Raw genomic sequence first — 24,537 nt, 5'->3', positions numbered from 1 at the left:
AGGCAGTAGCGATGTCGGTCGTTTTCCCGATGCGTCCTGATTGGTCGACTCAGCTCACGCCGTACTACCGTTGGGCGTGATGTGTCGTAGCAATACCGTCTTCTCCAGGGAGCAGGACTAGATGAGCACCGATTCTGTAGTGAAGCGCCACCGCGTGGCGGTGATCGGGTCCGGGTTCGGTGGCTTGTTCGCCTGCAAGCACCTGAAGAACGCCGACGTCGACATCACCCTCATCTCCAAGACCTCCACCCACCTGTTCCAGCCGCTGCTGTACCAGGTGGCCACCGGCATCCTCTCGGTCGGCGAGATCGCCCCCGCCACCCGCATGGTGCTGCGCAAGCAGAAGAACGTGCAGGTCGTCATGGGCGACGTCCACGATATCGACCTCGAGAACAATATCGTCACCTCACGGCTGCTCAACCAGGACCATCAGACCCCGTTCGACAGCCTCATCGTGGCCACCGGCGCACAGCAGTCGTATTTCGGCAACGACCACTTCGCCACCTACGCGCCCGGTATGAAGACCATCGACGACGCCCTCGAACTGCGCGCCCGCATCCTGGGCAGCTTCGAGGAGGCCGAACTCGCGCCCACCCAGGAGATGCGCGACCGGTTCATGACCTTCGTGGTGGTCGGCGCGGGACCCACCGGCGTCGAATTGGCCGGGCAGATCGCCGAACTCGCCGACCGCACCCTCGAGGGCACCTTCCGCAATATCGATCCCCGCGACGCCCGGGTGATCCTGGTCGAGGGCGCCGACGCGGTGCTCAAGCCCATGGGCCCCAACCTCGGCGGCAAGGCGCACCGGCGGCTCGCCCGGATGGGCGTGGAGATCCAGCTCAACGCCATGGTCACCGATGTGGACGCGCGCGGCGTCACCATCAAGGACGCCGACGGCACCGAGCGCCGCATCGAATCCGCCTGCAAGGTCTGGTCGGCCGGTGTGCAGGCCAGCGCGCTGGGCCGCCAGCTCGCCGAGCGCTCCGACGGCACCGAGGTGGACCGGGCGGGCCGCGTGATCGTGGAACCGGACCTGACCGTCAAGGGGCACCCGAACGTCTTCGTGGTCGGCGACCTCATGGCCGTGCCGGGCGTGCCCGGCCAGGCACAGGGCGCGATCCAGGGCGGTACCTACGCGGCCAAGGCCATCAAGGCCGGACTCAAGGGCGAAACGCCCGAGCAGCGCAAGCCGTTCAAGTACTTCGACAAGGGCTCCATGGCCACCATCTCGCGCTTCAGCGCGGTATGCCAGGTGGGCAAGCTGGAATTCGGCGGCTTCATCGCCTGGCTGGCCTGGCTGGGCCTGCACCTGTGGTACCTGGTCGGCTTCCGCAGCCGGTTCGTCACCGTCTTCGAATGGTTCGTCTCCTTCCTCGGCCGTCACCGCGGCCAGATGGCCGCCACCGAGCAGTGGGTGTTCGCGCGGCTGGCCCTGGAGGCGATCAACGCCGGGGATGTGGACGCGCGCGATGCGGTCCGGCCCTTCGACGGTGAAACGTCCACGGGTAACGGCAAATCCGTAGCGAACGAACCGACCACGCCGTCGAGCGACCGCAGAGTGGGGTAACCCCTAACGTCGACCGGGGGTACGCCCGGACCAATCCGGCACATGGACCGGATCCGAATGTTCGAAAGCCGTGAACATTCGTGAGAAAGGTCATTCATGGGCAAACGCCAACAGGTTGATCGTCTTTCGCCCCGGCGGCGGCTGAGTTCACTCGCCGTCGTCGGGGCGCTTCCGTTCAGCGTCGCACTCGCGGGCACGGCCTCGGCCGAACCGATACATCCGGAGGACATGTCCGTCCCGCCCGCCACGGCCACCGAGGAGATCCCGCAGACCGATATGGTGCTGCACTCCCCGCTGGGTCCGCTGACGGTGCCGATCCCGCCGGAACTCGCCGACGGCGTGCGCGGCTGGCTCGACACCACCGCCGCGGCCACCGCGTCGACATCCACCCCGGCCGCGGGAACCGAAGCCACGGAAGCGATGTCGGACGGCACCCAGCCGGTCGCCGACGCGCCCACCACCCGGGTGAGCCGCAACTCCCCCGTCGGCGTGCGCGACATTCCCGGCGGATCGCTCGCGGCCGTCGACCCGGAGCAGCTGCGCATGCCCGATCCGGCCAGTGCGCCGGCGGTCGCGCCCATCGCCGCGCCCGAGGGGAAGCTGCGGTTCGGCGATACGCAGGTCGACGTGCCCGGGTGGCTGTCACCCGAACAGGCCGACCAGGTCAATACGCTGTCGGCCACCGCCGAGGCGGAACTGGCCCGCACCCTGGACTCGGCCGGGTTCGAGCCGAGCCGGTCCGATCGCATCGCCGCGCAGACCATCGGCACCGCTGCCGTCGGCGCGGCCGTGGGAGTGGGCGTGGCGGCCCCGGCCGAGGCCGCCGCCCTCGTCATGGGCGGTTTCATCGGGGCCATGGTCGGCACGCCGTTCGCTCCGGCGGGCTGGGTGGTGGGTCCGGCCGTGGGCGCGACCGCGGGCGTCACCCTGGTCGCGGTCCCCGCGGCCGCGGCGGGTGCGGCGGTCGGTGCGGCCGTCGGCGCGGCCAATGGCTATCTGGCTCCGGCGACCGAGGTTCCGGCCGCGGCACCGACGGAGTCGGCAACGGCGCAGTAAGGCCGATTTGTCCGGAGGCCGAATCCCGTAGCAGGGGTTCGGCCTTCGACATCATCCGAGTCCGCGATCGGGCAATCTTTCAGCAACGCAATCGATCTCGAAGTCGTCCGATTCCGCGACCCATCCAGGTGACCGCCGGGTCCGAATGTGGGGCGTCGATTGTTCCCCGATGAAAGGTCGTCTATGGCCGCAGGCAAGCACAGAGCCCTCAACCCGCATCGCAATCGAGTCGGCAATGTGGTGGCGGCGGGCGCGGTTCCGCTAGTCCTCGCGATCGTCGGTTCCGGCCAGGCCAATGCCGCACCGGTCGAGCCCGCTCCGGTGGCGCATCACGACGACGCGCCGCAGCAGTGGCCGCCGGCCGAGGCGCCCAATGTCGCGCCGTACGAGGGTCTGAACATCCCCGACGAGACCCACAGCTCGATCCAGTGGTCGCGGCCGGCTCCCGACAAGAGCTACCTGGCTCCCGTCGGCGTGCTGCATCCGCCCGTCCCGGTGGCACCGGTGCCGCCGATCGCCCCGCCGCCCGGCAAGTTCCGGTTCGGCGACGTGGTGGTCGACGCGCCGAACTGGATCGACAAGGAACAGGCGATCCAGATCAACGACAATGCCGCGCAGGTCGAGGCCAATCTCGCCACCTTCCTCGACTCCATCGGCATGGAGCGCAGCCGGTCCGACCGGATCGCCGGTCAGACGATCGGCACGGCCGCCGTGGGCGCGCTCGCCGGAGCCGCCACCGCGGCCCCGTTCGCACTCACCTCCGCGGCCGTCGGCGGTGCGGTCGGCCTGGTCACCGGCCTGGCCTTCGTCCCCGTCGGGCTGGTCGCCGGACCGGTGCTCGGTGCGGCCGCGGGCGCCGCGGTCATCACCGTGCCCGCCGCGGCGGTCGGTGCGGCGGCCGGTGCCGTGGTCGGAGCGGTGAACTCGTTCAACGCCCCACCGCGCGTCGTCGGCGACTGATACAGCCGCCCAGCAGTGCCGGATGCGGCGGGAACCGGGGGTGAGGTCCGGTTCCCGTCGCACCCGGGATCTCTCCGAACCCGGGATATCCGAACCCGGGTCTCCGACTCCGAAGGGAGCGACCATGTTCCGAGCCCAGCCCCTGCGCGTCGGCGCCGACTGGCTGTTCGCCCTGCTCTCCATCGACGGCTACTTCGGAGCCATGCGCCCCTGACCGAACCGCCGGCACGTGCGCCGTCACGCGGAAGCACCGCGGTCGCGCATGCCGGGCGCCCGGGCGAGGTCACCCGATCGCGGTCGCCGTCCGACTCGCCGTCCGCTCGACGATGCCGGGCGGAGGTGCCGTGACGAGCGTGGAACCCGTTCGGGTGTAGAGAGTTCCGCCTGCGGCCAGGGGTAGCAGTGCGGCTTCGAGACCGGTGGTGTGCACCGTGCGGTCATCCGGGTAGCTGAGTACGCTCTCCAGCGCGCGCGGACCCGACAGCGCGTCGTCGGTCACCGCGTCCGCGCCCAGATCCAGGCGATGCCGCAAGAGCGGCAGCTCGCCGATATCGGCGTGCAGCTCACCGCTCCAGTAGCCGTGATCCTCCCCGGTCCGACCGATCCGCACCCGCTCGCGCAGCCGCAGCCGCGCCCCTTCCGCCAACCGCACCGTCGTCGTCGTCACATGCTCGGCCCCACCCGCCACCACCGTGGGCTCCGGATCGACATCCAGCTCGCCTCCGGCCGCGACCTCGAAATGCCAGCGCGCCACCGACTTCCGCGTCCCCCGCCCGGGCAGCGCGATGGTCGCCGCCACCGACCGCACCGCCAACCGCGCCCCCTCCCCCACCACGATGGCGATATCGAGTTCGTCCCCGCCCAGCGGCGTGGCGGCCGTACCGATCAGATGCACGGTATCGACCCCGGTCCGCCGCCCGGCCAATCCCCCTATCGCCTCGATTGTCGGCAACCGCCCCGCGACCGCGACGATCCGCACCTCAGTCCGCACGGCACACCCGCCCCGCACCCACTCGTCCGCACCCACGACTCCGACTGGCTGACAACAGCGCGCCTACTCCCGCCCGCCCAGCGAACGATAGCGGGCACACGCCGCCCGGCCCGACGAGCACCCGTGAGCACGCCGCGTATGCACACATACAGCGGAGCGCACCCCCGACGCCCTCGGGTACGCAGCGGCGGGCGCCCGTTCCGTTCGCTTCCACCGCCGTCCGCCCGGGCACGGCGGTCCCGCCCCACGCGCTCATTGGCGGCCGGGCCGGATTCGACGCCCGCCCCTGGCCGCCGAGCCCGGAAACGCGACCGGCACCACCCGACTCCACCGCGGCGCGTGCGTGCCCCCGCATCGCCCTGCCTGCCGGCATCCTCACCGCCGAGCGCACCGATGCGGATCGGGGTCGAACGGCATGCCGCGCGGACACTCCGTTCATCCGCCGCGCGTCAGTGTGCGTGGGAGGCACCGGCTGCCGCATCCTGTTCCGCGGCCAGGCGGAGCTGTTCGCGCACCCAGTTCAGGACCGGGGTGGCGGCCGGGTCCTCGGTGAGGGAGGTGAACACGAACGGGCGGCCCTCGCGGACCTTCGTGGAATCGCGGTCCATCACCGACAGATCCGCGCCGACCATGGGCGCGAGGTCGGTCTTGTTGATGACCAGCAGGTCGGAGTAGGTCACGCCGGGTCCGCCCTTGCGCGGTACCTTGTCGCCGCCGGCCACGTCGACCACGAAGATCTGCGCGTCGATGAGTCCGGAGGAGAAGGTGGCGGTCAGATTGTCGCCGCCCGACTCCACCAGGATCAGATCCAGCGGCGGATTGGCCTCGATGAGATCGTCGATGGCGTCCAGGTTGGCGGTGATGTCGTCGCGGATGGCGGTGTGCGGGCAGCCGCCCGTCTGCACCGCGGTGATCCGCTCGTCCGGCAGCACCGCGTGCCGCCGCAGGAAGTCCGCGTCCTCGGTGGTGTAGATGTCGTTGGTCAGCACGGCCAGCGACAGCTCCTCGCGCAGCTGGCGGCACAGGGCCGCCACCAGCGCCGTCTTCCCCGACCCCACCGGTCCGCCGATCCCGATCCGCACCGGCTCCCCGGGCGTGCGCTCCCGCCGGGGGCGGTCGTGGCCGTGATCGTGCGGTTCTCCGTCGATGAAATGAGGTGGCATGGAACCCATCCTTACCGACGCGTGTAAACCCGGTGTTACCCGGCTCAGGAGGCGAACAGCGGCATATCCCGTTCCAGGTGGCGCTCGGCCAGCACATCCTGGAGCGGATCGGACAGCGCGGCCAGGGTGTCGACGGCCTCGCGGGCGGTGCGGTCGCACACCTCGGCGAGCCGCACCGTGCAGGCCGCCACCGCCGCCGGGTCCAGGGCCAGCAGCCGCTGCGCGGCGGTCGCGGCCCCGGTCATGGTGGTGTAGACGACCACACCGGCGATCTCCTCCGGCCCCGCCCCGCACACCCGGGCGACGACGCCGAAGACGGTGGACAGATGCGGCCGGGTGCCGAGCTCACGCCAATCGGCCTGCGGCCACACCTGTTTCGCCAAGCGCAGCAGTCCCCGCCCCTGCGCCCGGGAAGCGGCGCGGGCCGCCGGAGAGGGGGTGCGCGCATCGGCCTCGGCCTCGGCGCGGGCGGGTTCCAGGGTTCCGGCGCACACTGCGGCGGCCAGCGATGCCGCCACCAGCCCGGAGGTGCGAATCCGGCGGCGCAGGTACAGCTCCACCGACGGCACGTCGCGCACCATGCCGGAACTCACGGCCTCCTCCACCCCGCCGGAGTGCACGTGCCCGCCGATCGGCAACCGCGAGTCCGCCAGGTTCAGCAGTATCGCGAGGCTCATGACCGCCGCTCCGGAGTACCCATGGCCCGATCCTAGGCCAACCACCGGGCACGTCCCGGCCCGCCCATCCCGGCCCGACCAGCGCTGTCCGGCCACCCCGGCCCGACTATCGCTGCCCTCGACCACCGCGACCCAACTACCTTTGCCCGACCACCCGGGGTCCGACCGTCGCTGCCCTCGACCAGCGCGACCCAACTACCGCTGCCCGACCACCCAGCCCGGCCAGCGCTGCCCGTGCACCCCCGGCCCGGTCATCCCGGCCCGACCAGCGCCGCCCGCCCATCCTCGGCCCGGCCATCCCGGCCGGCCGTCACCGGCGGCGGAAGCTGCGGGCCATGAACCGGTGCGCGGGCCCGCGCGCGAGATCGCTCCACGCCTGCACGGGGCCGGACCACCAGGGCGTGATCTCGTACGGCCGGGCCGTGACGGCGTGGCAGACCAGGTCGGCGGCCTCGTCGGCGGTGAGGCCGGGGACGCCGGAGAAGTCGGTCGGGGCGCTCATCCGGGTGTGCACGAGCGGCATGTAGATGGTGGTCGTGGTGACCTTGTCGGCGGCGACTTCCGTTGCGACCGAACGCAACCAGCTGTCGAACGCGGCCTTGGAGGCGTAGTAGGCCGACCACTGCGGGGCGGGCGGCACCCGCAGTCCCCAGGTGGAGATATTGACGATATGGCCGCTGCGGCGCTCCCGCATATCCGGCAGCAGGGTGAGCAGCAGCCGCACCGGCCCCAGATAGTTGATGTCCATGGTCCGGGTGAAATCGTGGAACCGGTCGTAGGACTTGTGGATCGGCCGGCGAATGGACTTGCCCGCATTGTTGATCACCACGTCGATATGCCCGTGCTCGGCGAGCAGTCCCACCCCCAGCCGCTGCACCGCGTCCATATCGGTGAGGTCGGTGGGGTAGGTGAACGCCGTCCCGCCCGCCGCGCGGATATCGTCGGCCACCCGCTCCAGATCCGCCGCGGTGCGCGCCACCAGCAGCACCGTCGCCCCGGCCGCCGCGAGTTTGCGCGCACTCGCCTTGCCGATGCCGTGCGAGGCCCCGGTGATCAGCACGATGCGACCCTCGACCGCCTCGCGCAGCGATTTCTCGCGTGGGCGCGAGGTCGGGTACAGCAGGCGGGTCGCCACCCGTTCCGAGAGCGGGCGGCCATTGCCGGTGGGCGCGGTCTCGTTCACGACATCGAATGTATTGCGGTACGCGCTGGTTCGCTGCCGTTGCCGCCGAATACGCTTACTCGCGCGCCCCGGGGACAGGAGAAGGACATGGCTGGCGGTCGGATGGACGCCCGGCGGACCCACTCGGTCTCGCCCGCGCAGTGGATCGCGCGCGGTATCGCGATCGTGGTGCTGCTCCCGTTCCGACTGGTATGGGAGGGGCTGAAGCTGCTCGCCCGAGCGATCGACGTGGCCGTCGAACGGTTGTTCACCGCGGTCCTGTTCCCGCTGGGCCGATTCCTCCGAGATCGAATAGCGCTGCCGATCGCCGCCGTGGTGCGCGACTTCCTGCTGCGGCCCGTCGGGCGTGCGCTGGCCTTCCTGTGGTGGCGTGGCCTGGCTCCGGCCGGGAACTGGATACTGCGCGTGATCCTGGATCCGATCTGGAACGCGCTGTGGCGCTTCGTACTCCGGCCGATCGGCGTGGCGGTCGCGGTAGTGGTCACCTACGCCGTGCGGTATCTGATCATCGCCCCCGCCATGGGACTGTGGCGCTGGATCCTCGCCCCGCTGTGGCGAGGAGTGCGCACCGTGCTCGGCTATGCCTGGCGCGCGACGGCATCGCTCGTGCGCGTGCTGATCGTGGACCCGTGCCGCTTCGTCCACCGCACGACGCTGCGGCCGATCGGCGCGGGGCTGGCCGCCACCTGGCGGCTGCTGGTGGTGCGGCCGGCCGCCTGGATCGACCGCACCACCGTGCGACCGGCGCGGCGCTGGCTCGCCGATATCATGCGGGCTGTATTCGGCCGCTGAACCGGCTCGCCGAACCATACGGGCCGCCTTCGGCCGCTGATCAGTGTGCGGCGGTCCCGGGCTCGGACAGTTCCACGTCGCGGGTCTTGGCGAAGGCAGCGACCAGCGCCATGGCGATGAGCAGCACCGCACCCGTGGTGGTGGCGACGTGCATGCCGTCGACGAACGCCTCGCGCGCCGCATGGATGAGGGCGGCATCGTCACCGGCGCGGGTGATGGTCTCCCCCAGGGTGGGAGCGAAATCGCCGCCGTTGCGGAACACCAGCGCAGCCAGCGAACCCAGCAGCGCCAACCCCAGACCGTTGCCGAGTTCGAAGCTGGTCTCCGAGATGCCGACCGCCGATCCGGCCCGCTCCGGCGGCACCGACGACACCGCCACCTCCGACACCAGCGTGAACATGGTGCCCAGACCCAGGCCGGCCACCACGGTGCCCGCGATGTACCAGCCGACGCCGCCGTCCACCCCGACGCCGAACAGCATGAGATTGCCCAGCGCCGCCGCGCTCGAACTGAGCACGAAGGTGGTGCGCACGCCCAGCCAGCGGCCGATCTGTCCGCCGGTCATGGAGGTGGTGAACACCACCACGGCCATCGGGATGCCCAGCAGCGCCGCCTGCAGGGCGTCGCGCCCGGTGACCGATTGCAGGTACATGCTGGTCAGATAGCTCATACCGGCCAGTGCCAGCATGCCGACGGTGCTGGAGCCGATGGCGACCGCGAACAGTCCGCGCCGGAACAGTCCGAGATCCAGCAGTGGTTCGGCCAGGGTGCGCTGGCGGCGGATGAAGACCGTCAGCACCAGGACGCCGACCGCGCCCGCGATCACCGCCTCGGCGTCGACACCCTCGGCGGCCATATGCTTGACCGCGTAGATCAGCGGCAGAATGCCGCCGATGGACAGCGCGACGCTGGGCAGATCCAGCGGTCCGCGCCCGGCCGAGCGGTGCTCGGGCAGCAGGATGGGCCCGAAGACGAGCAGCACCAGCACCACCGGAGCATTGATCAGGAAGACCGAACCCCACCAGAAGTGGTGCAGCAGCACGCCACCGATGATCGGCCCCACCGCCGAACCGCCCGCGAAGAACGCCGTCCACACGCCGATGGCGGTGGCGCGATCCCGGGCACTGGTGAACAGACTGGAGATGAGCGCCAGGCTGGAAGGCAGCAGGGTGGCGCCGCCGATGCCCATGAGCGCCCGCGCCGCGATGAGCACCTCGGCGCTGGGCGCGAAAGCGGCCACGGCCGAGGCGATGCCGAAGATGGCCGCGCCGACCAGGAGGATATTGCGCCGCCCGATGCGGTCGCCGAGATTGCCCATGGTGATGAGCAGGCCCGCGATCATGAAGCCGTAGATGTCGAGGATCCACAGCTGTTCGGTCGCCGAGGGGTCCATATGCGCGGTGAGCGTCGGCATGGCCAGGTACAGCACCGACATATCCATCGACACCAGCAGCACCGGCAGGATGAGCACGCCCAGCCCGAGCCAGGCTCGCGGGGGCGCGGACGTGCGTCGCGGCGTGTTCGAGTGCGCGAGAGTCCCGGTCATTCCCTATCCTTCGGTGCTTGCTGCGTGGAGTCGTTCACGGAGTGCGTGCGTACGGCGTACGCGAGAGCCGGGGTACAGTGTACGCACGCCGGTAGGGGAAAGGAAAGCGAGTTATCCCATGACCGAGGCCAAGCTGACGCGAGCCGCCATTGTCGACACCGCCATCACGCTGGCCGACAAGTCCGGACTGGAGGCGCTCTCGATGCGGCGCATCGCCGATCACCTGGGAGCGGGCGCGATGTCGCTGTACCGGCACATCCCCAACAAGGATGTGCTGCTCTCGGATATGACCGACGAGGTGGCGCGGCGCAATCCGTACCCCGATCCGACCGGGCAGGACTGGACGTGGCGAGACCGGGTGCGCATCGCCGCCGAGGTGGACTGGCGGCTCTACCAGGAGCATCCGTGGGTGCTGTTCACCTTCGCCGTCCCGCGCTACAACTTCGGACCGCACAGCCTCACCTGCCTGTCCTGGCTGGTCGAGGGATTTCGCGAACTCGACGTCGACACCCGCGAGGCCACCCGCATGTCGCTGTCGGTCTGGAGCTACATCGCCGGTGTCGCACTCCAGCAGGTGAGTTCGAATCTGCTGGCGAGCAAGGAGACCGACCCGGACCAGAAGTCCGGCCTGGCCGCCCTGCTGGACGGCACCCCGCGTTGGGAGACACCGCCGGGCCTGGCCGCATTGCACGGCACCGGCGCGACCGACCTGCTCGATCCGGTGCTGATGCTCGACGCCGGACTCACCGCGCTCTGCGACGGCTTCGCCACCGCCCACCGCTGAGTTCTCACCGCCACCACCCGACCGATCACACCCCGCACGCACCCGCCGCGCGCAGGCCGCCGGGCATGTCGCGTTGCCACACGCGATCCGAACCGGCACCGAGAGATCCGCACGATGTGTCGCATTTGCACCGAATGCACGAGAGCACGGCATGCCGCTACGCACCCCGCGCGCCGAGGCACCGGCCGCCACTCACGACGAGCCGGGCCATCAGCCGCCGTCCGATTCGGCGGCCGGTTCCGAGCCCGAACCAGTAGCAGCGCCCGCCGCCGAGAGCGGCCGGACCCCCATCCGGATTGCGCGCTCGGGGACGGTGAGGCCGCTCCGGGCACGGATCGCCGACCACGCGTCACCCCGGTCGGCGGCCGACAGCGCGGTACGGAGAATAGGGGCATGTCGAAACGTCGGAAGTCCGCCGCCGGACCCGTCGCATGTCCGTGTGGTTCGTCCGCGCCCTACGCGCAGTGCTGCGGCCCGCTGCACCGGGGTGAGGGGCGGGCGGCGACGGCGGAGGCGCTGATGCGATCGCGGTTCAGCGCCTTCGCGGTGGGCGACGAGGCGTATCTACTGCGCAGTTGGGCTCCCGAAACCCGCCCGGCCACCGTGGAATTCGAACCCGGGATGCGCTGGGAGGCTCTGGAGATCGTGGGCAGCACCGGCGGCGGGCCGTTCCACACCGCGGGCACCGTCGAATTCCGGGCGCACTATCGCGCCCACGGGCGGGCGGGAACGCTGCACGAGCACAGCCGTTTCCGCCGCGACGACGGGGAATGGGTCTACGTGGACGGCGATATCACGCCGTGAATCGTCAGCCCTGGGCGTCGAGCACGACCGCGTAGATGAATCCGTCCCAGCCCTTGCTGCCGACGGTCTGGAGCACGGTGGCGTCCAGGCGCGGTTCGGCGGCGCAGAATTCGATCACCTCGCGACTGGCGCGAATAGCGGGATCGGCCGAATCCCCGTCCGCCACCCCACCGTCGCGCACCACATTGTCGACCATGATCACCGCGCCCGGCCGGGTCAGCCGCAGCGCCCAGCGCACATAGTTGGCGTTGTTGACCTTGTCGGCGTCGATGAACACCAGATCGAAGGCTTCGGGCCGCTCGTCGGCCAGCACGGGCAGGTTGTCGAGGGCCGCGCCGACCCGGATGTCGACCCGGTCCCCCACACCCGCGCGGTCCAGATTCTCCCGCGCCACCCGCGCATGCTCCGGATCGTATTCGAAGGTGACCACCTGCCCGGACTTGCCGACCGCCCGCGCCAGCTGAATCGTGCTGTATCCGCCGAGCGTCCCGATCTCCAGCACCCGCCGCGCGCCCGTGGACAGCGCGGTCAGGCGCAGGAACGCACCCTGCGGCGGCGAGACGTCGATGGGTGGGAGCCCGGCGGCCGCATTGGCCGCCAGCACATCCGCGTCCCGGTCTCCCACCAGGGTGTCCACGAGGTAGCGATCGACGTCCGTCCAGTCTGCGCTCATGTCCGTAGTCTGCCACCGGAACGCGGTCCGGCGCTGCGCCGAGAACGCTAGAACAGGAAGTAGCGCTGGGCCATCGGCAGCTCGACGGCCGGATCCTCCGCCCACACCTCGCCGTCGATACGCACCGTGAACGTGTCCGGATCGACCTCGATGCGCGGCATGGCGTCGTTGTTGGGCAGATCCGCCTTGGTGCGGCGGCGCACATTCGCGACCGGCACCAGCCTGCGGTTCACCCGCAGCCGGTCCGCGAGACCGTCCTCGATCGCGGCCTCCGATACGAAGTGCAGCGAGGTGCCCGCCGCCACGGTCGGCGACGCGCCGAACATGGGGCGCGGCAGCACCGGCTGCGGGGTCGGAATGGAGGCATTCGCGTCACCCATGGCGGCCCAGGCGATGGCCCCGCCCTTGAGCACGGCGTGCGGGCGCACACCGAAGAAGGCGGGCTCCCACAGCACCAGATCGGCCAGCTTGCCCACCTCCACCGAACCGATCTCGTGATCGAGGCCGTGCGTGACCGCCGGACAGATGGTGTACTTCGCGATATAGCGCCGCACCCGGTTGTTGTCGGCGGCGCCGTCGCCGGGCAGCGCGCCGCGCCGCTTCTTCATGACGTGCGCGGTCTGCCAGGTGCGCATCACCACCTCGCCGATGCGGCCCATGGCCTGCGCGTCGCTGCCGATCATGGAGATCGCGCCCAGATCGTGCAGCAGATCCTCGGCGGCGATGGTGGAGGGCCGGATCCGGCTCTCCGCGAAGGCCAGATCCTCCGGAATCGACGGGCTCAGGTGATGGCACACCATCAACATGTCGAGGTGTTCGTCGAGGGTGTTGACCGTGTGCGGCCGGGTCGGATTGGTCGAGGACGGCAGCACATTGAGATAGGAGGCGACCGTGATGATGTCGGGCGCGTGCCCGCCGCCCGCCCCCTCGGTGTGATACGAGTGGATGGCCCGCCCGCCGATGGCGGCGAGGGTGTCCTCCACGAATCCGGCCTCGTTGAGCGTGTCCGAGTGCAACGCCACCTGCACGCCGGAGGCGTCGGCCACGGTCAGGCAGGCGTCGATGGCGGCCGGGGTGGTCCCCCAGTCCTCGTGCAGTTTGAAACCGCCCGCGCCGCCGCGCAATTGCTCCCACATGGCCTCGGCGCGCACGGTATTGCCCTTGCCCAGCAGCAGGATGTTCACCGGCCAGGAGTCGGTGGCCTCCAGCATGCGGCCCAGATGCCACGCGCCCGGGGTGACGGTGGTGGCCTTGGAGCCCTCGGCGGGGCCGGTGCCGCCGCCCACCATGGTGGTGATGCCGCTGGCCATGGCCTCGTCCAGCAGCTGCGGGCAGATGAAGTGCACATGGCAGTCGATGGCGCCCGCGGTGACGATGCGGCCGTTGCCCGCGATGATCTCGGTGGACGGACCCACCACCAGATCGGGATGCACCCCGCTCATGGTGTCGGGATTGCCCGCCTTGCCGATGCCACAGATGCGGCCGTCGCGAATCCCGATATCGGCCTTGATGATTCCCCAGTGGTCGACGATCACCGCGCCGGTGATGACGGTGTCCGGGGTGCCCTCGGCGCGGGTGGCGCGGGCCTGGCCCATGGATTCGCGCAGCACCTTGCCGCCGCCGAAGACCGCCTCGTCACCGGCGAGTCCCGGTCCGCCGCTGCGGTCCTCGGTGATCTCGATGAACAGATCGGTATCGGCGAGGCGGATGCGGTCGCCGACGGTGGGTCCGAACAGTTCGGCGTAGCGGGCGCGGGACAGTTCGGTCATCAGGCATCCAGCTTTCCGGGTGGGGTGAGACTGATTCCGTGCACCTCACGGGTCCCGCCCAGCGGCACCAGCGAAACCCGCTGGCCCAGGCCGGGTTCGAAGCGCACCGCGGTGCCGGCGGGGATGTCGAGGCGGCGGCCGTGCGCGGCCGCGCGGTCGAATTCCAGGGCCGCGTTCGCCTGCGGGAAGTGCACATGCGATCCGACCTGCACCGGCCGGTCGCCGGTATTGACCACATCCACCTCGATGCGGTCGGCACCCGGGTTGATCTCGATCGTGCCCTCGGCACAGTGGTATTCGCCGGGAATCATCGTCATCCGATCGGGTGGTGGACGGTGACGAGCTTGGTGCCATCCGGGAAGGTGGCCTCCACCTGCACGTCGTGGATCATCTCCGGCACTCCCGCCATGACGTCGTCGCGGGTGAGCACGGTGCGCCCGGACGCCATGAGTTCGGCCACGCTGCGCCCGTCCCGCGCGCCCTCGAGCACATGGTCGGTGATGAGCGCGACCGCCTCCGGATGGTTGAGCTTGAGTCCGCGCGCCTGTCGCCTGCGGGCCAACTCGGCCGCGTAACTCAGCAGCAGGCGTTCCTGCTCATGCGGCGACAGTCGCATTCGGGCTCCTCACCGAGGTCGTGGGCGGATCGTCGGTCATTCTGACACGCCCCGTATTACCCGGATGTTTCGTCAGTCCCGCGCGGCGAGATTCTGCAACCGCACCTGCCCGCGCGCCACCGTCCGCTCCTGCTCATCGGTGATCACCACGACCCACAGTTGCTGCGACCGCCCCCGGTGGATCGGCGTCGCGACCCCGCGCAGCGTCCCCTCGCGCACCGCCCGCAGGAAGTCGGTGTTGTTGTTGACCCCGACCACGGTCCCCTTCTCCCCCAGCCACACGCTCGCGGCCACACTGGCGAGGGTTTCGATGACGGTGCAGTACACGCCGCCGTTCACGATCCCGGCGGGCTGGAACTGCTGCGGCGTCACCACCCACTCCGCGCTCACCCGATCCCCGGTCAACTCGGTGAACTTCAGCCCGATGAGATCGGTGAAAGTGCCCTCGCTGAACCGGTTCATCAACTCGGGCGTCACATCCGCCATGGACTGCACCGACGAGAAATCTTGCTGCGTCATGCCCTCACCCTGGCACCTCGCCGCCGCCGGGGCGGCACCGGGGGCCGATCACGGGCGCGACCGCCGCGGGCGAGCCTTCTTGCCGCGCAGCACCGTATCGGTGGCGACGGCCAGCGGGTCCCAGTCGCTCCCCCGATCGGGCAGCTGATCCGTATTGCCGAAGACGGCTCCCGCGCGGATGTCGGCGAACAGGTCGCGATCCAGCACCGCACCGGCCGCGCCGACGCCGACGCCGGAGAGCATGACGCCCTCCACGCCCGGACCCCAGCCGAGACTGGCCCCGGCCAGGTAGAGGCCGGCGATTTCGGTGCGGGGGCCGGGACGCAGCGGACCGATCTGAGCCAGGTTCATCTCGATGCCGTAGGCACACAGACGAAGCGGCGGGTTCCCGGTGACGACCATCATCGAGAACCCGCCGCGGTGTTAGGTCGGGGGTCACTGCAGCCCTCAGGACACTCGCTCGACCCTAACGCCGGTTACGAGTGTAGGTCAGGCTTACCTAACAAATCAAGTCCTCTCGTCGACATCGGTGTCATTCGCGGGCGAGCTTGCGGTACGACCAGGTCCAGAGCAGCTCGAACGGGCCGCGCGGGAAGAACCGCAGCCAGAGACAGGCGAAAGCGATCAGCACCGCCGATACGCCGAGGAAGGCCGCCCCGGTGAGCAACAGCGGATCCAGCACCGCCACCTCCGGACGGGTCAGCACCGTACGGCTGGCGATGACGCCGAGAATGTTCTGTAACAGGTAGCAGCTCAACGCCATTCGACCGACGCACGAGAGTGGCCGCCCCACCGGGCCCGGCCGCTCCCTTCGCACGAAGTACTCCGCTACCAGGGCGAGCAGTGCCAGCGCCACCCCGGCCGCCGAACCGTAGCGACCGAACACGGCCAGCTGCGGGGGAACCATCGAGGTGATGCCGATCAGGAAGTCGATGGGCAGCGCGATGCCGAACCCGAACAGCATGATCGCGTAGCGCAGTGCGCGACGCTCCGGGCCGAAGATCCCCATCCGGTAGAGGTTCGCGCCGAGGAGGAACAGTCCGAGACCCAGGAACAGGACCAAGGGGAACTCCGAATGCAATCCGAAACCCGGCCCGAAGTTCTCGAAGCTCACGGCGACCGTTTCCCAATAGCCCGCGCCGACCGGGCCGCCGGGCCGCAGACCGGTCATCTCGCCTTCGCGTGGGATGCGCACATCGGCGGCCCGCATCGACGCGACGATCGGCAGCAGCGCGCAGTGGACGGCCAGAAAGCCGACGGTCAACCACCACCGCACCCGTTCCCGAGCCAGTAGCAGGTAGGCGATCACCAGCCCGATCACCGCGTAGATGCGCAGCACGTCGAAGGTGACCACGAAGATGTAGTTCAACGCGCCGTCGGCGAACAGCAGCGCCGCACGAATCGGGTACTTACCCGGCCAGGGCTTGCCCGCGCGCACGGCGGTCTGCCGCTGGATCTCCAATCCGATGCCGAACATGATGGTCAGCAGGCCGAGAAACTTTCCGTTGGGCAGCCACTGCCAAAACGACGTCCACCACCCCGAGCACCCGCGCCCACCCGCGACGATCGCGGCCGCGGTGAACAGCCAGATGTTACTGGCGAAAGTCCCGAGAATGGCGATTCCCCGGAGCACGTCGAGTGCGGGTAGGCGCCGCGGGTACGACGCGATCGGCACGGCTTTACCCACGATCGTCACCAGCTGGCGAAGAGCAGGAAGAACATCGCCAGCGGGCTCAGCACGATGGCGGCCACGACGGCGGCGATCACGGCCCGACGACGCCAATTCGGCGCGGCCACTTGGTTGTTCATCCGAGTTCACTGTCCTTTCGTCATACGGTCGGGCACTGCCCCGGACCGTCGGCGACGGCCGGAGCGGTGGTCACCGCGGCAGTGGGAGGACCTGGAAGGCCCAGACCACCAGGGGGCGCACCGCATGCCCGATCGGTTCGGGCAGAGAGCGGAGGAAGGATTCCGCATACTCCGGCAACGGTGTCGGCGGTTGCGCGGGCGGCTGCGTCGGACTGGGCGCGGACTGCGGGGCGGGGCGCGGCGCCGGGCGGGGAGTGGTGCGCGGGCCGGGCCGCGGCTTACCGTGTCGATCCACTCCGGCCCGGTTGTAGCCATCCCTGCCGTAGCCCTGCCGATCGAAACCCTGCCGGTCGAAGCCCTGGCGATCGAGCCCCCTGCCATCGAACCCCTTGCGGTCGTATCCGTAGCGGTCGACACCGTGCCGGTTGTAGCCGTCCCGGTCGTAGCCGTCCTTGTCCCGGCCGTTCTTGTCGTAGCCGTCGCTGTCCCGACCGTTCTTGTCGAGGCCGTTCCGGTCCGGGCCGTCCTTGTCGACGCCACGGGCCTCGCCCCCGTTCGCCTCCTGCCCGGGCTTGCCACGGTCGGTGCCGTCGGCGCGCTGTTCACAGCCCGCGGCCGCGCCGGGACACGATCCCGAGGCCGGATCGGCGGCCGCCACACCCGCGACGAGCCCGTGTCCGGCCAGCATGCCGGTGACCGCGACGGCGGACAGGAGGGCGGATTGGCGCTGTCGTTTTCTCTGCGTTTCACTCACGGAATTAATTGTTCCAAAATTGCAACGCGATCGGCAATGCAAATTTGGGACATTCTGGGTGATTATTGCAACACATATCGCGTGCCGATCGGCCGCGGCGACATCAGGAACGGTCGAGCTCGACGGCGGCCCCGAGCAGGGCCGTGATGTCCCGTTCCGAGCGGACACCCACGAACCGCAGCACCTCCCGGCCACCGGCGAAGGCGATGACCGTGGGCACGCTGCGCGAGTCGAAACGCTCGGCCCACGGCGATCGGTCGATATCGACCACCACACCGGTGACCCGCCCGGAGAATCCCGCCACGACCCGTTCGAGGATGGGCTTCAGGTGCCTGCACGGCCCGCACCAGGTCGCGGTCAGTTGCACCAGCACCGGCACCCCCTCGGCGAGGACGGCGTCGAACTCGGCCGCGTCGGTGATCGACCGCAGACCGGCGAGGCCGGACGACTCGGGCGCCTCCGCCCCGCCGACATCCTCGGCGACGGCCAGCTCCGCCGCCGTCGCCGCCAGTTCCGCGGCCCCGGCGCGAATGCCGTTGACCTGGCGGCCCGCGGCTAGCAGGCGGCCGAGATCCCGCGGCGACAGCGGTGCGGGATCGAACTGCTCCAGTTCGATCGAGCGCAGCTGGGGTACGCCGAGCAGCGCGTCGATCCAGTCCGCGTCGATCCGCTCGGGCTTGACATACAGTGCGGTCACACCGGTCTCGGCCAGTCCGGCGAGGTGTTCTGCCCGCAGCGCGCGGCCGGTGATTCGAACCTCCTCCAGCTCCGGAGCCGCGGCCAGCGCGGCCAGCCGGGCACCGGTGAGCGCCGGACCGGCGATGTCGACCGTGAAGGGATTCTTCGCGGCGACCGCGTCGAAGACACCGTCGTCGATCCGGTCACCGCGAATCTCGATCACGGAGACGGAGGCACCGGGCAGGCGGAGGTCGGGACCGATGTGCGGCGAATCCAGCTCCAGGGCGAACATGTCCGTGGTCCAGTCCAGCGCTCGCATTCCCGCATCGGTGAACTCCCCACACAGGCTCAGGTGGTAGATATCGGTCATGGTCGCGACCACGCCGAGCAGTTCGTCGTCGACGCCGGTCAGCAGCATGGTCGCGAAGGCGTCGCGGCTCACCCGGGCCAGATCGGTGGGGCGGCAGCGGTCGGCGGTGAAGATCAACAGCGCGTTGTCGGGGATGTCCACGGTGCCGCGGCCGGTGATGTCGTAGCGATCGAGCGGCTCACCGGTTTCCTCGTCGGCGATGACACATTCGATGCCCCCGGGCAGCCCGAGTTCCGGGAATCGCATTCGTCGCATGGTGTATCAGACCCTTCCTGTCGACCACTCATGCTCCGGCACCACCCCGCCCGATGCAACCTGTTTTTGCAACAAACTGTGTGAACATTGCAACGCTTGGCTGATTTCAGCGCACCGCACGCTCGGATTCGCCGACCACCCGCCCGTACGCGATGTGCCCGATCAGACCGGACAGCGCGTAGAGCACGATCATGGCCACCGACAGCTGCCAGCCCACGATGTCGCGCGGCGCGGCGAGAACACCGGGCGCGATATGGCTGCCGATGCGCAGCAGACTCTCCGACACCCCGAGCAGCGCGGCCAGTCCGAGCGGGATCAGCGACAGCCGCATACCGCGCGGTAGGCGCGCCGCCACCACCGACAGCAGTACCGCCAGATTCGCCACCAGCACCAGACCGGCCGCCACATACGAGTACACCTGCGCCGCCCCGCCCAGGTAGCCGACATATTTCGTCTGGGTACGCGGCGCGTCGGACACGGCCCACAGCACCACCATCACCATGCCGCCGGCAGTGAAGACGCGGACGATCCACGGCCGCAGATCCTCCCGCCCCCATGCCCGCGCCACCACCGTGAACAGGTATGCACCGGCCGCGACGATCAGCAGATCACCGACCAGATCGGTGAAGTTCGTCAGGTAGGTGCCCGCGAAGGAGTCCTGCGGCAGCCAGTCCCGCTCGAGCAGCAGCGGGTGTCGCAGTACGATGCCGGGCAGGAGCAGACTCAGCGCGATCGTGAACGGCCGCGACCCGTGCCGGGTACGCCATACGGTGAGCCGCAGCGCGATGGTGGCCAGGGCGACGACGCAGGCGAGGAGGTACTCGACCACACCGGCGCTCATGTGAGCAGTCCTTCCCCGAGGTCGCGCCGCCAACGGCGGCGTTTCGGCGGCGAATCCCCGGTCTCACGCTCGGCGTGCACGCGCTCCCTCTCCCGTCGGGCCAGTTCCTCGAGTAGTTGCAGAGCCGACGCGGTGCGCAGCGGTTCACTGGCCGCCGCGCGCAGGGCCTCGTCGCGGGTGAGCAGTCCGGCCGCGACGAGCCCGTCCACCGGGTTCGCACCGTAGGCGCGGGCGAAGTCGATCACGGTTTCGGCGACCGGTGGATCGCTCTCGCGCAGATGGCGTCCGACCCGGTTGTTGCCGATACCCATCCGCGCCGCGATGGCGCGCTCGCTGTCACCATCCGCGATATCGTCTCGCCACCGAAGGAACCGCTCCATACGCTCGCTCACGGGTCATAGTATTGCAGAGTTGGGACACCGCAGGTAGGAGGGCGGATCCGCGCCCGATTGAGGCGTCGGTTCGGTAGCGGCGGGCGCGTCACCTGATGAAGCAGGTTTTACGGACCGGCAGCCCGCGTTCCTCGAGGGCGGCCAGCAGGTGCTGGCCGCGGCAGGCCCCCATGGTCGAGGAGGTGCCCGCGAGGGCCGGGACGTAGGTGGCCGCACCGACGATGGATTCGCCGACCAGGGTCCAGAACCGGCGGGCAGGGAGAGCGGCGCAGCGCGCCAAGGCCTGCTGAACGAGGTCGAGGGCGGGTTCGAGGCGGTGCGCGAGCCAGACGTACAGCGCCCGGTCGCAGGGCAGCGTGACCACGCCGCGCTCACCGTCCAGGCCGTCGCCGTCGACGACGCGAATCGTGGTGTCGGCCAAGCCAGCCCAGTCGATGCCGCCGTCGTTGTCGGTGTGGATCCAAAGGTTCTCCAGACCCGGATCCCAGGCACGGCCCTCGGCCACCAGCAGGGCCACCACCCGGCCGACCACGGCATGGATGAGGGCGGTGGCGACGACCTCGGCGGCGATGTCGGCGTTCGTCATCTCGGCGGCGTGGCGGCGGTACATGAGTTCGATGCGGCCCTCGCGAACACCGTCGGTCAGGCGCCACCAGCGCCGCTTGCCCTGATCGGCCATGGCCGCCACGGCGTAGACACGCGGGTGTTCCGGTTGCAGGGCGCGCAGCCGAGCGCAGGTCCGCTCGAAGACGAGCTGGGAATCACGCAGCGGGCATACGGTCATGGGTTCGGGCACGCGAACCTCCTCCTCCGTGAACAAACAGGCCGAATCGAAAAGATAGGTTAGGCTTACCTAGTTAGAGAATGCAATGCTCGAAGCCGTAATGCCAGTAGTTCGGCGCCGTCGTGCGCATGGGACGCGGTGCGACACAGGGCGAGCCGGTATGACCAATACCACACCGGCTATCACCCGGTTACGACAACCTGTAGTACGCGTGCGCGTCGTTGACTCCGTAGAATCGGGGAATGGCAGGTCTTGGTGAACTCGAGAAAGCGGTCATGGACCAACTGTGGTCGGCCGATGAACCACAAACGGTGCGGCAAGTCCACGAAGCTCTCGCGCAGCGCCGCGAACTCGCGTACACCACGGTGATGACGGTGCTCCAGCGATTGGCGAAGAAGAGCCTGGTGGTGCAGCAGCGCGACGACCGCGCACACCGCTACGCCCCCGTGCATACTCGCGACGAACTCGTGGCCTCGCTCATGGTGGACGCATTGCAGCAGGCCGACGAAGTAGGTAGCCGCCGCGCGGCTCTCGTACACTTCGTCGAACAGGTCGGTAAGGATGAGGCTGCCGCATTGCGGGACGCACTCGCTAAGCTCGAAGCGAACGAGGCAGCACGCGGGAAGCCGACCGACGATACGGGAGTCTGATCGCCGCACCTGCCTCGGCGCCTAGCCCCCACAACGTAGTGAGCTGAGGAATGGATGTAACCGCGCCGGTTTTCGCCGGTCTCGCGTTGTTTCTGGCGGGACCGGCTCCGGCGCTGCTCAGCAGAGCCACCTGGCCGTATCGCAATCCCCGTGCGGCACTGGTGCTCTGGCAGGCCATCGCGCTGGCCGCCGTGCTCAGCGCCTTCGGCTCCGGGCTGGCCATCGCCAGCCGACTGCTGGTGCCGGGCCCGGACGGGCGGCCCACCACGTCGCCCTACGCCGAGATCGATGTGCTGGGGCTGCCGCTGTGGCTGGCCTATGTCACCGTCTTCGCGCTGACCCTCATGATCGGCGGTCGGCTCATCTGGTCGGTGATCCGCGTCGGCATCCACACCCGCCGCCGCCGCGCCCGCCACCGCATGCTCGTCGACCTGCTCGATCAGCCCAGCGTGCAGCGCAAGGCCGCGGATATCCGGGTACTGGCCGCCGCCGAGCCGATCGCCTACTGCCTGCCGGGCATCCGCCAGCGCGTGGTGCTCTCGCAGGGCACCGTGACCAATCTCTCCGATGCGGAGCTCACCGCCATCGTCAGCCATGAGCGCTCGCATCTGCGCGCCCGCCACGACCTCGTGTTGGAGGCGTTCACCGCCGCGCATGAGGCGTTCCCGCGGGTGGTGCGCTCCAAATCCGCGCTCGATTCGGTGAAGCTGCTCATCGAACTGCTGGCCGACGACTCCGCCGTGAAGGTCACCGGGGCGACGCCGCTGGCGCGCGCACTGGTGGCCTGCTCGAATTCGGTTGCCCCGCAAGGTGCGATGGCCGTCGGCGGACCCACCACGCTGATCCGCATTCAGCGCCTCGCCGGACCGCTCGGCAGCGTGCGCGAGGCCGCCGCCGCGTACCTGGCCGCCGCCGCCATCCTGGTGGTGCCCACCCTCGCGGTCGCCATTCCGTGGCTCACCGAGCTGCACAGGCTGCTGATCAGTGCCTGACCCCGCCGCGTCCGACGACACCGCCGCCCGGGATCGAAATCCGGGCTTCGCGCGGGCCGAGGAGACCGTGCGTTACGCGGTCGTCTCCCGGCCGCTGACCTTCGCCGATCTGGGTCTGCCGCCGGTGCTCGTGCACGCGCTGCGCCGCGACGGGATCGAGCGGCCGTTCCCCATCCAGGGTGCGGTGATCCCGGATGTGCTGGCCGGACGCGATGTGCTGGGCCGGGCCGCCACGGGTTCGGGCAAAACGCTCGCCTTCGGTGTACCGATGCTGGTTCGACTGTCCGGGGCACCCGCCCGTCCCGGCCGTCCACGCGGTGTGATCCTCGCGCCCACAAGGGAATTGACGCAGCAGATCGAAGCCGCGCTGGACGAACCCGCCCTGTCGCAGGGCATCCGCCTCGCCTCCGCCGTCGGCGGCCTGCCGATCAAACGCCAGGAGGAGCGCCTCGCCCGCGGCGTCGACCTGCTCATCGCCACCCCCGGCCGCCTCACCGACCTGATCGGCCGCCGCGCGGCGGACCTGTCCGAGGTGCGCGCGATCACCGTGGACGAGGCCGACCACATGGCCGAACTCGGCTTCCTCCCGCAACTCACGGCCGTCCTCAACCGGATCCCCGAGGACGCGCAGAAACTGCTGTTCTCCGCCACCCTGGACCAGGCCGTGGACGGACTGGTCGCGCGCTACCTGCGAGATCCCGTGCGGCACACGGTCTCCGGGCGGCCCGGGGAAACCGCGCGGGGCGACCTTCCCCCACACCATTTCCCGGGCACCGGCGACGAAGGTCGCGCGGTGGGCGCGTCGGATACACCGAACCCCCCAGGTGAGGAAGCCGATTCCGCGGCCGCCGTCGCCGCCCAGGAGACGGGCGACGCCCCCCTGCCCGGACGATCGCGAGCGACGGACGACATTCGGGTACCGACCGGCCGTCCCGGTGACCGTGCGGTCGGCCATTACGCCGTGCGGGTGCGCCGCGGCGACAAGTACGCGGTCGTCGCCGAGATCGCCGCCCGCGCGGGTCGCACCCTGCTGTTCGTGCGCACCCAGTACGGCGTCGACAAACTCGCCCGCCGCCTGCGCGAGGCGGGCGTCGCTGCCGCCGCGCTGCACGGCGGCAAGGCGCAGAACCAGCGCACGCGCACCCTGGCCGCCTTCGCCGACGGCACCGCCCCGGTGCTGGTCGCCACCGACGTGGCCGCGCGCGGCATCCATGTGGACGGCATCGATCTCGTCGTGCACGTCGATCCGCCGGCCGACCCGAAGGACTACGTGCACCGTGCGGGCCGCACCGCCCGCGCGGGCGCGACCGGCACCGTGGTCACCATCGTCACCCCCGCCGACCAGGAGCCGTGGGCCGCGATCGTGTCCGCGGCGGGCGTTTCCGTCACCGATATCGACGCCCGCCCCGGTGACCGCCGCCTGGCCGAACTCATCGGCGCGCGCCGCCCGTCCGGCGTCCCGGTCCCGGACCCGGCCTCGCACATCGAACCCGAAACCACCGCACCCCAACAGGTTTCACCCGGCGAGCCGCGCCGCCCCCGCCCCACCTCGCGCTCGGGCAGTCGCGTCCACACCAAGAAGCGCAAGCCCGGGTCCGCTCGCCGGAGCCGCTGACGGCACCGGCGCGAGCGCCATACCTGCGGTGACGGACGCGCCGTTCCGGGTGCGTCGTCGCCACGCCCGGCAGCACCCCCGCTCGCCCGGCCCTCCGCGCCCCACACCACCACCCCACCCGGGTGGGTCGTTCAGGGTGTCGCGGCGGCGGTCGCACGAATCGTCACGAACCGAGCACCGACACCGGCCGGGGCGGCGACCCGCGCGTCGCCGATGCGATCCGCGACGTGTCACATGGCACAGCCGGAAACGCGACCATCACCCGGTACACTGGACCGCTGCATGTGTGACATCAGG

26 protein-coding genes are annotated in these 24,537 nt (G+C 70.0%); 9 read left to right on the top strand and 17 right to left on the bottom strand.

Translation table 11 applies throughout. The features are described 5' to 3' along the window. Positions 1-121 precede the first annotated feature (121 nt). The 3 genes from FOH10_RS11855 to FOH10_RS11845 all read left to right on the top strand — a co-directional run bounded on the left by FOH10_RS11855 (position 122) and on the right by FOH10_RS11845 (position 3,583). Positions 122-1,567: an NAD(P)/FAD-dependent oxidoreductase gene (locus FOH10_RS11855; protein WP_143980744.1), complete on the top strand. Its 1,446-nt coding sequence runs from the start codon at positions 122-124 to the stop codon at positions 1,565-1,567. A 228-nt stretch (positions 1,568-1,795) separates the two neighbouring features. After that, positions 1,796-2,623: a hypothetical protein gene (locus tag FOH10_RS11850; protein WP_221937955.1), complete on the top strand. Its 828-nt coding sequence runs from the start codon at positions 1,796-1,798 to the stop codon at positions 2,621-2,623. Between the two features lie 183 nt (positions 2,624-2,806). After that, positions 2,807-3,583: a hypothetical protein gene (locus tag FOH10_RS11845; RefSeq protein WP_063821488.1), complete on the top strand. Its 777-nt coding sequence runs from the start codon at positions 2,807-2,809 to the stop codon at positions 3,581-3,583. Between the two features lie 283 nt (positions 3,584-3,866). Here the strand turns inward: FOH10_RS11845 and FOH10_RS11840 are convergent, their stop codons facing one another. From FOH10_RS11840 to FOH10_RS35565, 4 genes are all read right to left on the bottom strand, one after another. Beyond that, positions 3,867-4,574, bottom strand: a complete 708-nt coding sequence (locus FOH10_RS11840) for an urease accessory protein UreD (RefSeq protein WP_143980742.1) — start codon at positions 4,572-4,574, stop codon at positions 3,867-3,869. Between the two features lie 449 nt (positions 4,575-5,023). Continuing rightward, a complete protein-coding gene (gene ureG, locus FOH10_RS11835; protein ID WP_029930580.1) occupies positions 5,024-5,737 on the bottom strand; it encodes an urease accessory protein UreG in 714 nt (237 codons plus the stop codon). Positions 5,738-5,781: 44 nt separating this feature from the next. Further along, positions 5,782-6,414: an urease accessory protein UreF gene (locus tag FOH10_RS11830; protein ID WP_143980741.1), complete on the bottom strand. Its 633-nt coding sequence runs from the start codon at positions 6,412-6,414 to the stop codon at positions 5,782-5,784. 310 nt (positions 6,415-6,724) lie between these two features. After that, positions 6,725-7,597 carry an SDR family NAD(P)-dependent oxidoreductase gene (locus tag FOH10_RS35565; RefSeq protein WP_425326139.1) on the bottom strand — a complete coding sequence of 291 codons (873 nt, stop codon included), beginning with the start codon at positions 7,595-7,597 and terminating at the stop codon, positions 6,725-6,727. Between the two features lie 87 nt (positions 7,598-7,684). Here FOH10_RS35565 and FOH10_RS35560 point away from each other — a divergent pair, with 87 nt between their 5' ends. Further along, positions 7,685-8,389 (top strand): hypothetical protein, encoded by a 705-nt coding sequence (locus tag FOH10_RS35560; protein WP_244961905.1) that lies wholly within the window; start codon positions 7,685-7,687, stop codon positions 8,387-8,389. 40 nt (positions 8,390-8,429) lie between these two features. Here the strand turns inward: FOH10_RS35560 and FOH10_RS11820 are convergent, their stop codons facing one another. Further along, on the bottom strand, positions 8,430-9,935 hold the full coding sequence (locus FOH10_RS11820; RefSeq protein WP_143980739.1) for an MFS transporter: 1,506 nt from the start codon (positions 9,933-9,935) through the stop codon (positions 8,430-8,432). Positions 9,936-10,053: 118 nt separating this feature from the next. On the opposite strand from FOH10_RS11820, the gene FOH10_RS11815 reads away from it, so the two are divergent. After that, positions 10,054-10,719 (top strand): TetR/AcrR family transcriptional regulator, encoded by a 666-nt coding sequence (locus tag FOH10_RS11815; protein WP_143980738.1) that lies wholly within the window; start codon positions 10,054-10,056, stop codon positions 10,717-10,719. 393 nt (positions 10,720-11,112) lie between these two features. Beyond that, the gene (locus FOH10_RS11810) at positions 11,113-11,523 is read left to right on the top strand and encodes a YchJ family protein (protein ID WP_143980737.1); all 411 of its coding nucleotides are present in this window, start codon (positions 11,113-11,115) and stop codon (positions 11,521-11,523) included. Positions 11,524-11,527: 4 nt separating this feature from the next. Here FOH10_RS11810 and FOH10_RS11805 read toward each other — a convergent pair whose 3' ends face one another. From FOH10_RS11805 to FOH10_RS11750, 12 genes are all read right to left on the bottom strand, one after another. Continuing rightward, entirely contained in the window at positions 11,528-12,196 is a 669-nt protein-coding gene (locus tag FOH10_RS11805; RefSeq protein WP_143980736.1) for an O-methyltransferase, read from the bottom strand. A gap of 47 nt (positions 12,197-12,243) precedes the next feature. Then, positions 12,244-13,965 carry an urease subunit alpha gene (locus FOH10_RS11800; RefSeq protein ID WP_143980735.1) on the bottom strand — a complete coding sequence of 574 codons (1,722 nt, stop codon included), beginning with the start codon at positions 13,963-13,965 and terminating at the stop codon, positions 12,244-12,246. Next, on the bottom strand, positions 13,965-14,276 hold the full coding sequence (locus FOH10_RS11795) for an urease subunit beta (protein WP_143984032.1): 312 nt from the start codon (positions 14,274-14,276) through the stop codon (positions 13,965-13,967). The genes FOH10_RS11800 and FOH10_RS11795 overlap by 1 nt, the downstream gene beginning before the upstream one ends. A gap of 2 nt (positions 14,277-14,278) precedes the next feature. Then, positions 14,279-14,581, bottom strand: coding sequence for an urease subunit gamma (locus FOH10_RS11790; protein WP_029930591.1), 303 nt, complete (start codon positions 14,579-14,581; stop codon positions 14,279-14,281). A gap of 72 nt (positions 14,582-14,653) precedes the next feature. After that, positions 14,654-15,100, bottom strand: coding sequence for a PaaI family thioesterase (locus FOH10_RS11785; protein WP_143980734.1), 447 nt, complete (start codon positions 15,098-15,100; stop codon positions 14,654-14,656). A gap of 48 nt (positions 15,101-15,148) precedes the next feature. Next, the gene (locus FOH10_RS11780) at positions 15,149-15,451 is read right to left on the bottom strand and encodes a hypothetical protein (RefSeq protein WP_143980733.1); all 303 of its coding nucleotides are present in this window, start codon (positions 15,449-15,451) and stop codon (positions 15,149-15,151) included. Positions 15,452-15,632: 181 nt separating this feature from the next. Then, a complete protein-coding gene (locus FOH10_RS11775) occupies positions 15,633-16,787 on the bottom strand; it encodes a DUF418 domain-containing protein (protein WP_221937954.1) in 1,155 nt (384 codons plus the stop codon). 192 nt (positions 16,788-16,979) lie between these two features. After that, positions 16,980-17,663 (bottom strand): hypothetical protein, encoded by a 684-nt coding sequence (locus FOH10_RS11770; RefSeq protein ID WP_143980731.1) that lies wholly within the window; start codon positions 17,661-17,663, stop codon positions 16,980-16,982. A gap of 103 nt (positions 17,664-17,766) precedes the next feature. Beyond that, positions 17,767-18,957, bottom strand: coding sequence for a thioredoxin family protein (locus FOH10_RS11765; protein WP_186000801.1), 1,191 nt, complete (start codon positions 18,955-18,957; stop codon positions 17,767-17,769). Between the two features lie 115 nt (positions 18,958-19,072). Continuing rightward, entirely contained in the window at positions 19,073-19,807 is a 735-nt protein-coding gene (locus tag FOH10_RS11760) for a hypothetical protein (RefSeq protein ID WP_143980729.1), read from the bottom strand. Beyond that, entirely contained in the window at positions 19,804-20,199 is a 396-nt protein-coding gene (locus FOH10_RS11755; protein WP_143980728.1) for a hypothetical protein, read from the bottom strand. The genes FOH10_RS11760 and FOH10_RS11755 overlap by 4 nt, the downstream gene beginning before the upstream one ends. An 88-nt stretch (positions 20,200-20,287) precedes the next feature. Then, entirely contained in the window at positions 20,288-20,995 is a 708-nt protein-coding gene (locus tag FOH10_RS11750; RefSeq protein WP_244961904.1) for a hypothetical protein, read from the bottom strand. 230 nt (positions 20,996-21,225) lie between these two features. On the opposite strand from FOH10_RS11750, the gene FOH10_RS11745 reads away from it, so the two are divergent. The 3 genes from FOH10_RS11745 to FOH10_RS35555 are packed head-to-tail and all read left to right on the top strand — an operon-like array spanning position 21,226 to position 24,240. Then, a complete protein-coding gene (locus FOH10_RS11745; RefSeq protein ID WP_029930603.1) occupies positions 21,226-21,633 on the top strand; it encodes a BlaI/MecI/CopY family transcriptional regulator in 408 nt (135 codons plus the stop codon). 50 nt (positions 21,634-21,683) lie between these two features. Further along, positions 21,684-22,625: a M56 family metallopeptidase gene (locus FOH10_RS11740; RefSeq protein ID WP_029930604.1), complete on the top strand. Its 942-nt coding sequence runs from the start codon at positions 21,684-21,686 to the stop codon at positions 22,623-22,625. Continuing rightward, the gene (locus FOH10_RS35555) at positions 22,618-24,240 is read left to right on the top strand and encodes a DEAD/DEAH box helicase (protein WP_308212879.1); all 1,623 of its coding nucleotides are present in this window, start codon (positions 22,618-22,620) and stop codon (positions 24,238-24,240) included. Before FOH10_RS11740 ends, FOH10_RS35555 begins: the two co-directional genes overlap by 8 nt. The last annotated feature ends 297 nt before the right edge of the window (positions 24,241-24,537 follow it).

The organism is Nocardia otitidiscaviarum (assembly GCF_007362295.1).
Classification (GTDB): Bacteria; Actinomycetota; Actinomycetes; order Mycobacteriales; family Mycobacteriaceae; genus Nocardia; species Nocardia otitidiscaviarum.
The sequence above is the reverse complement of the archived record's forward strand: the minus strand, read 5'-3'. Positions and strand labels throughout refer to the sequence as shown.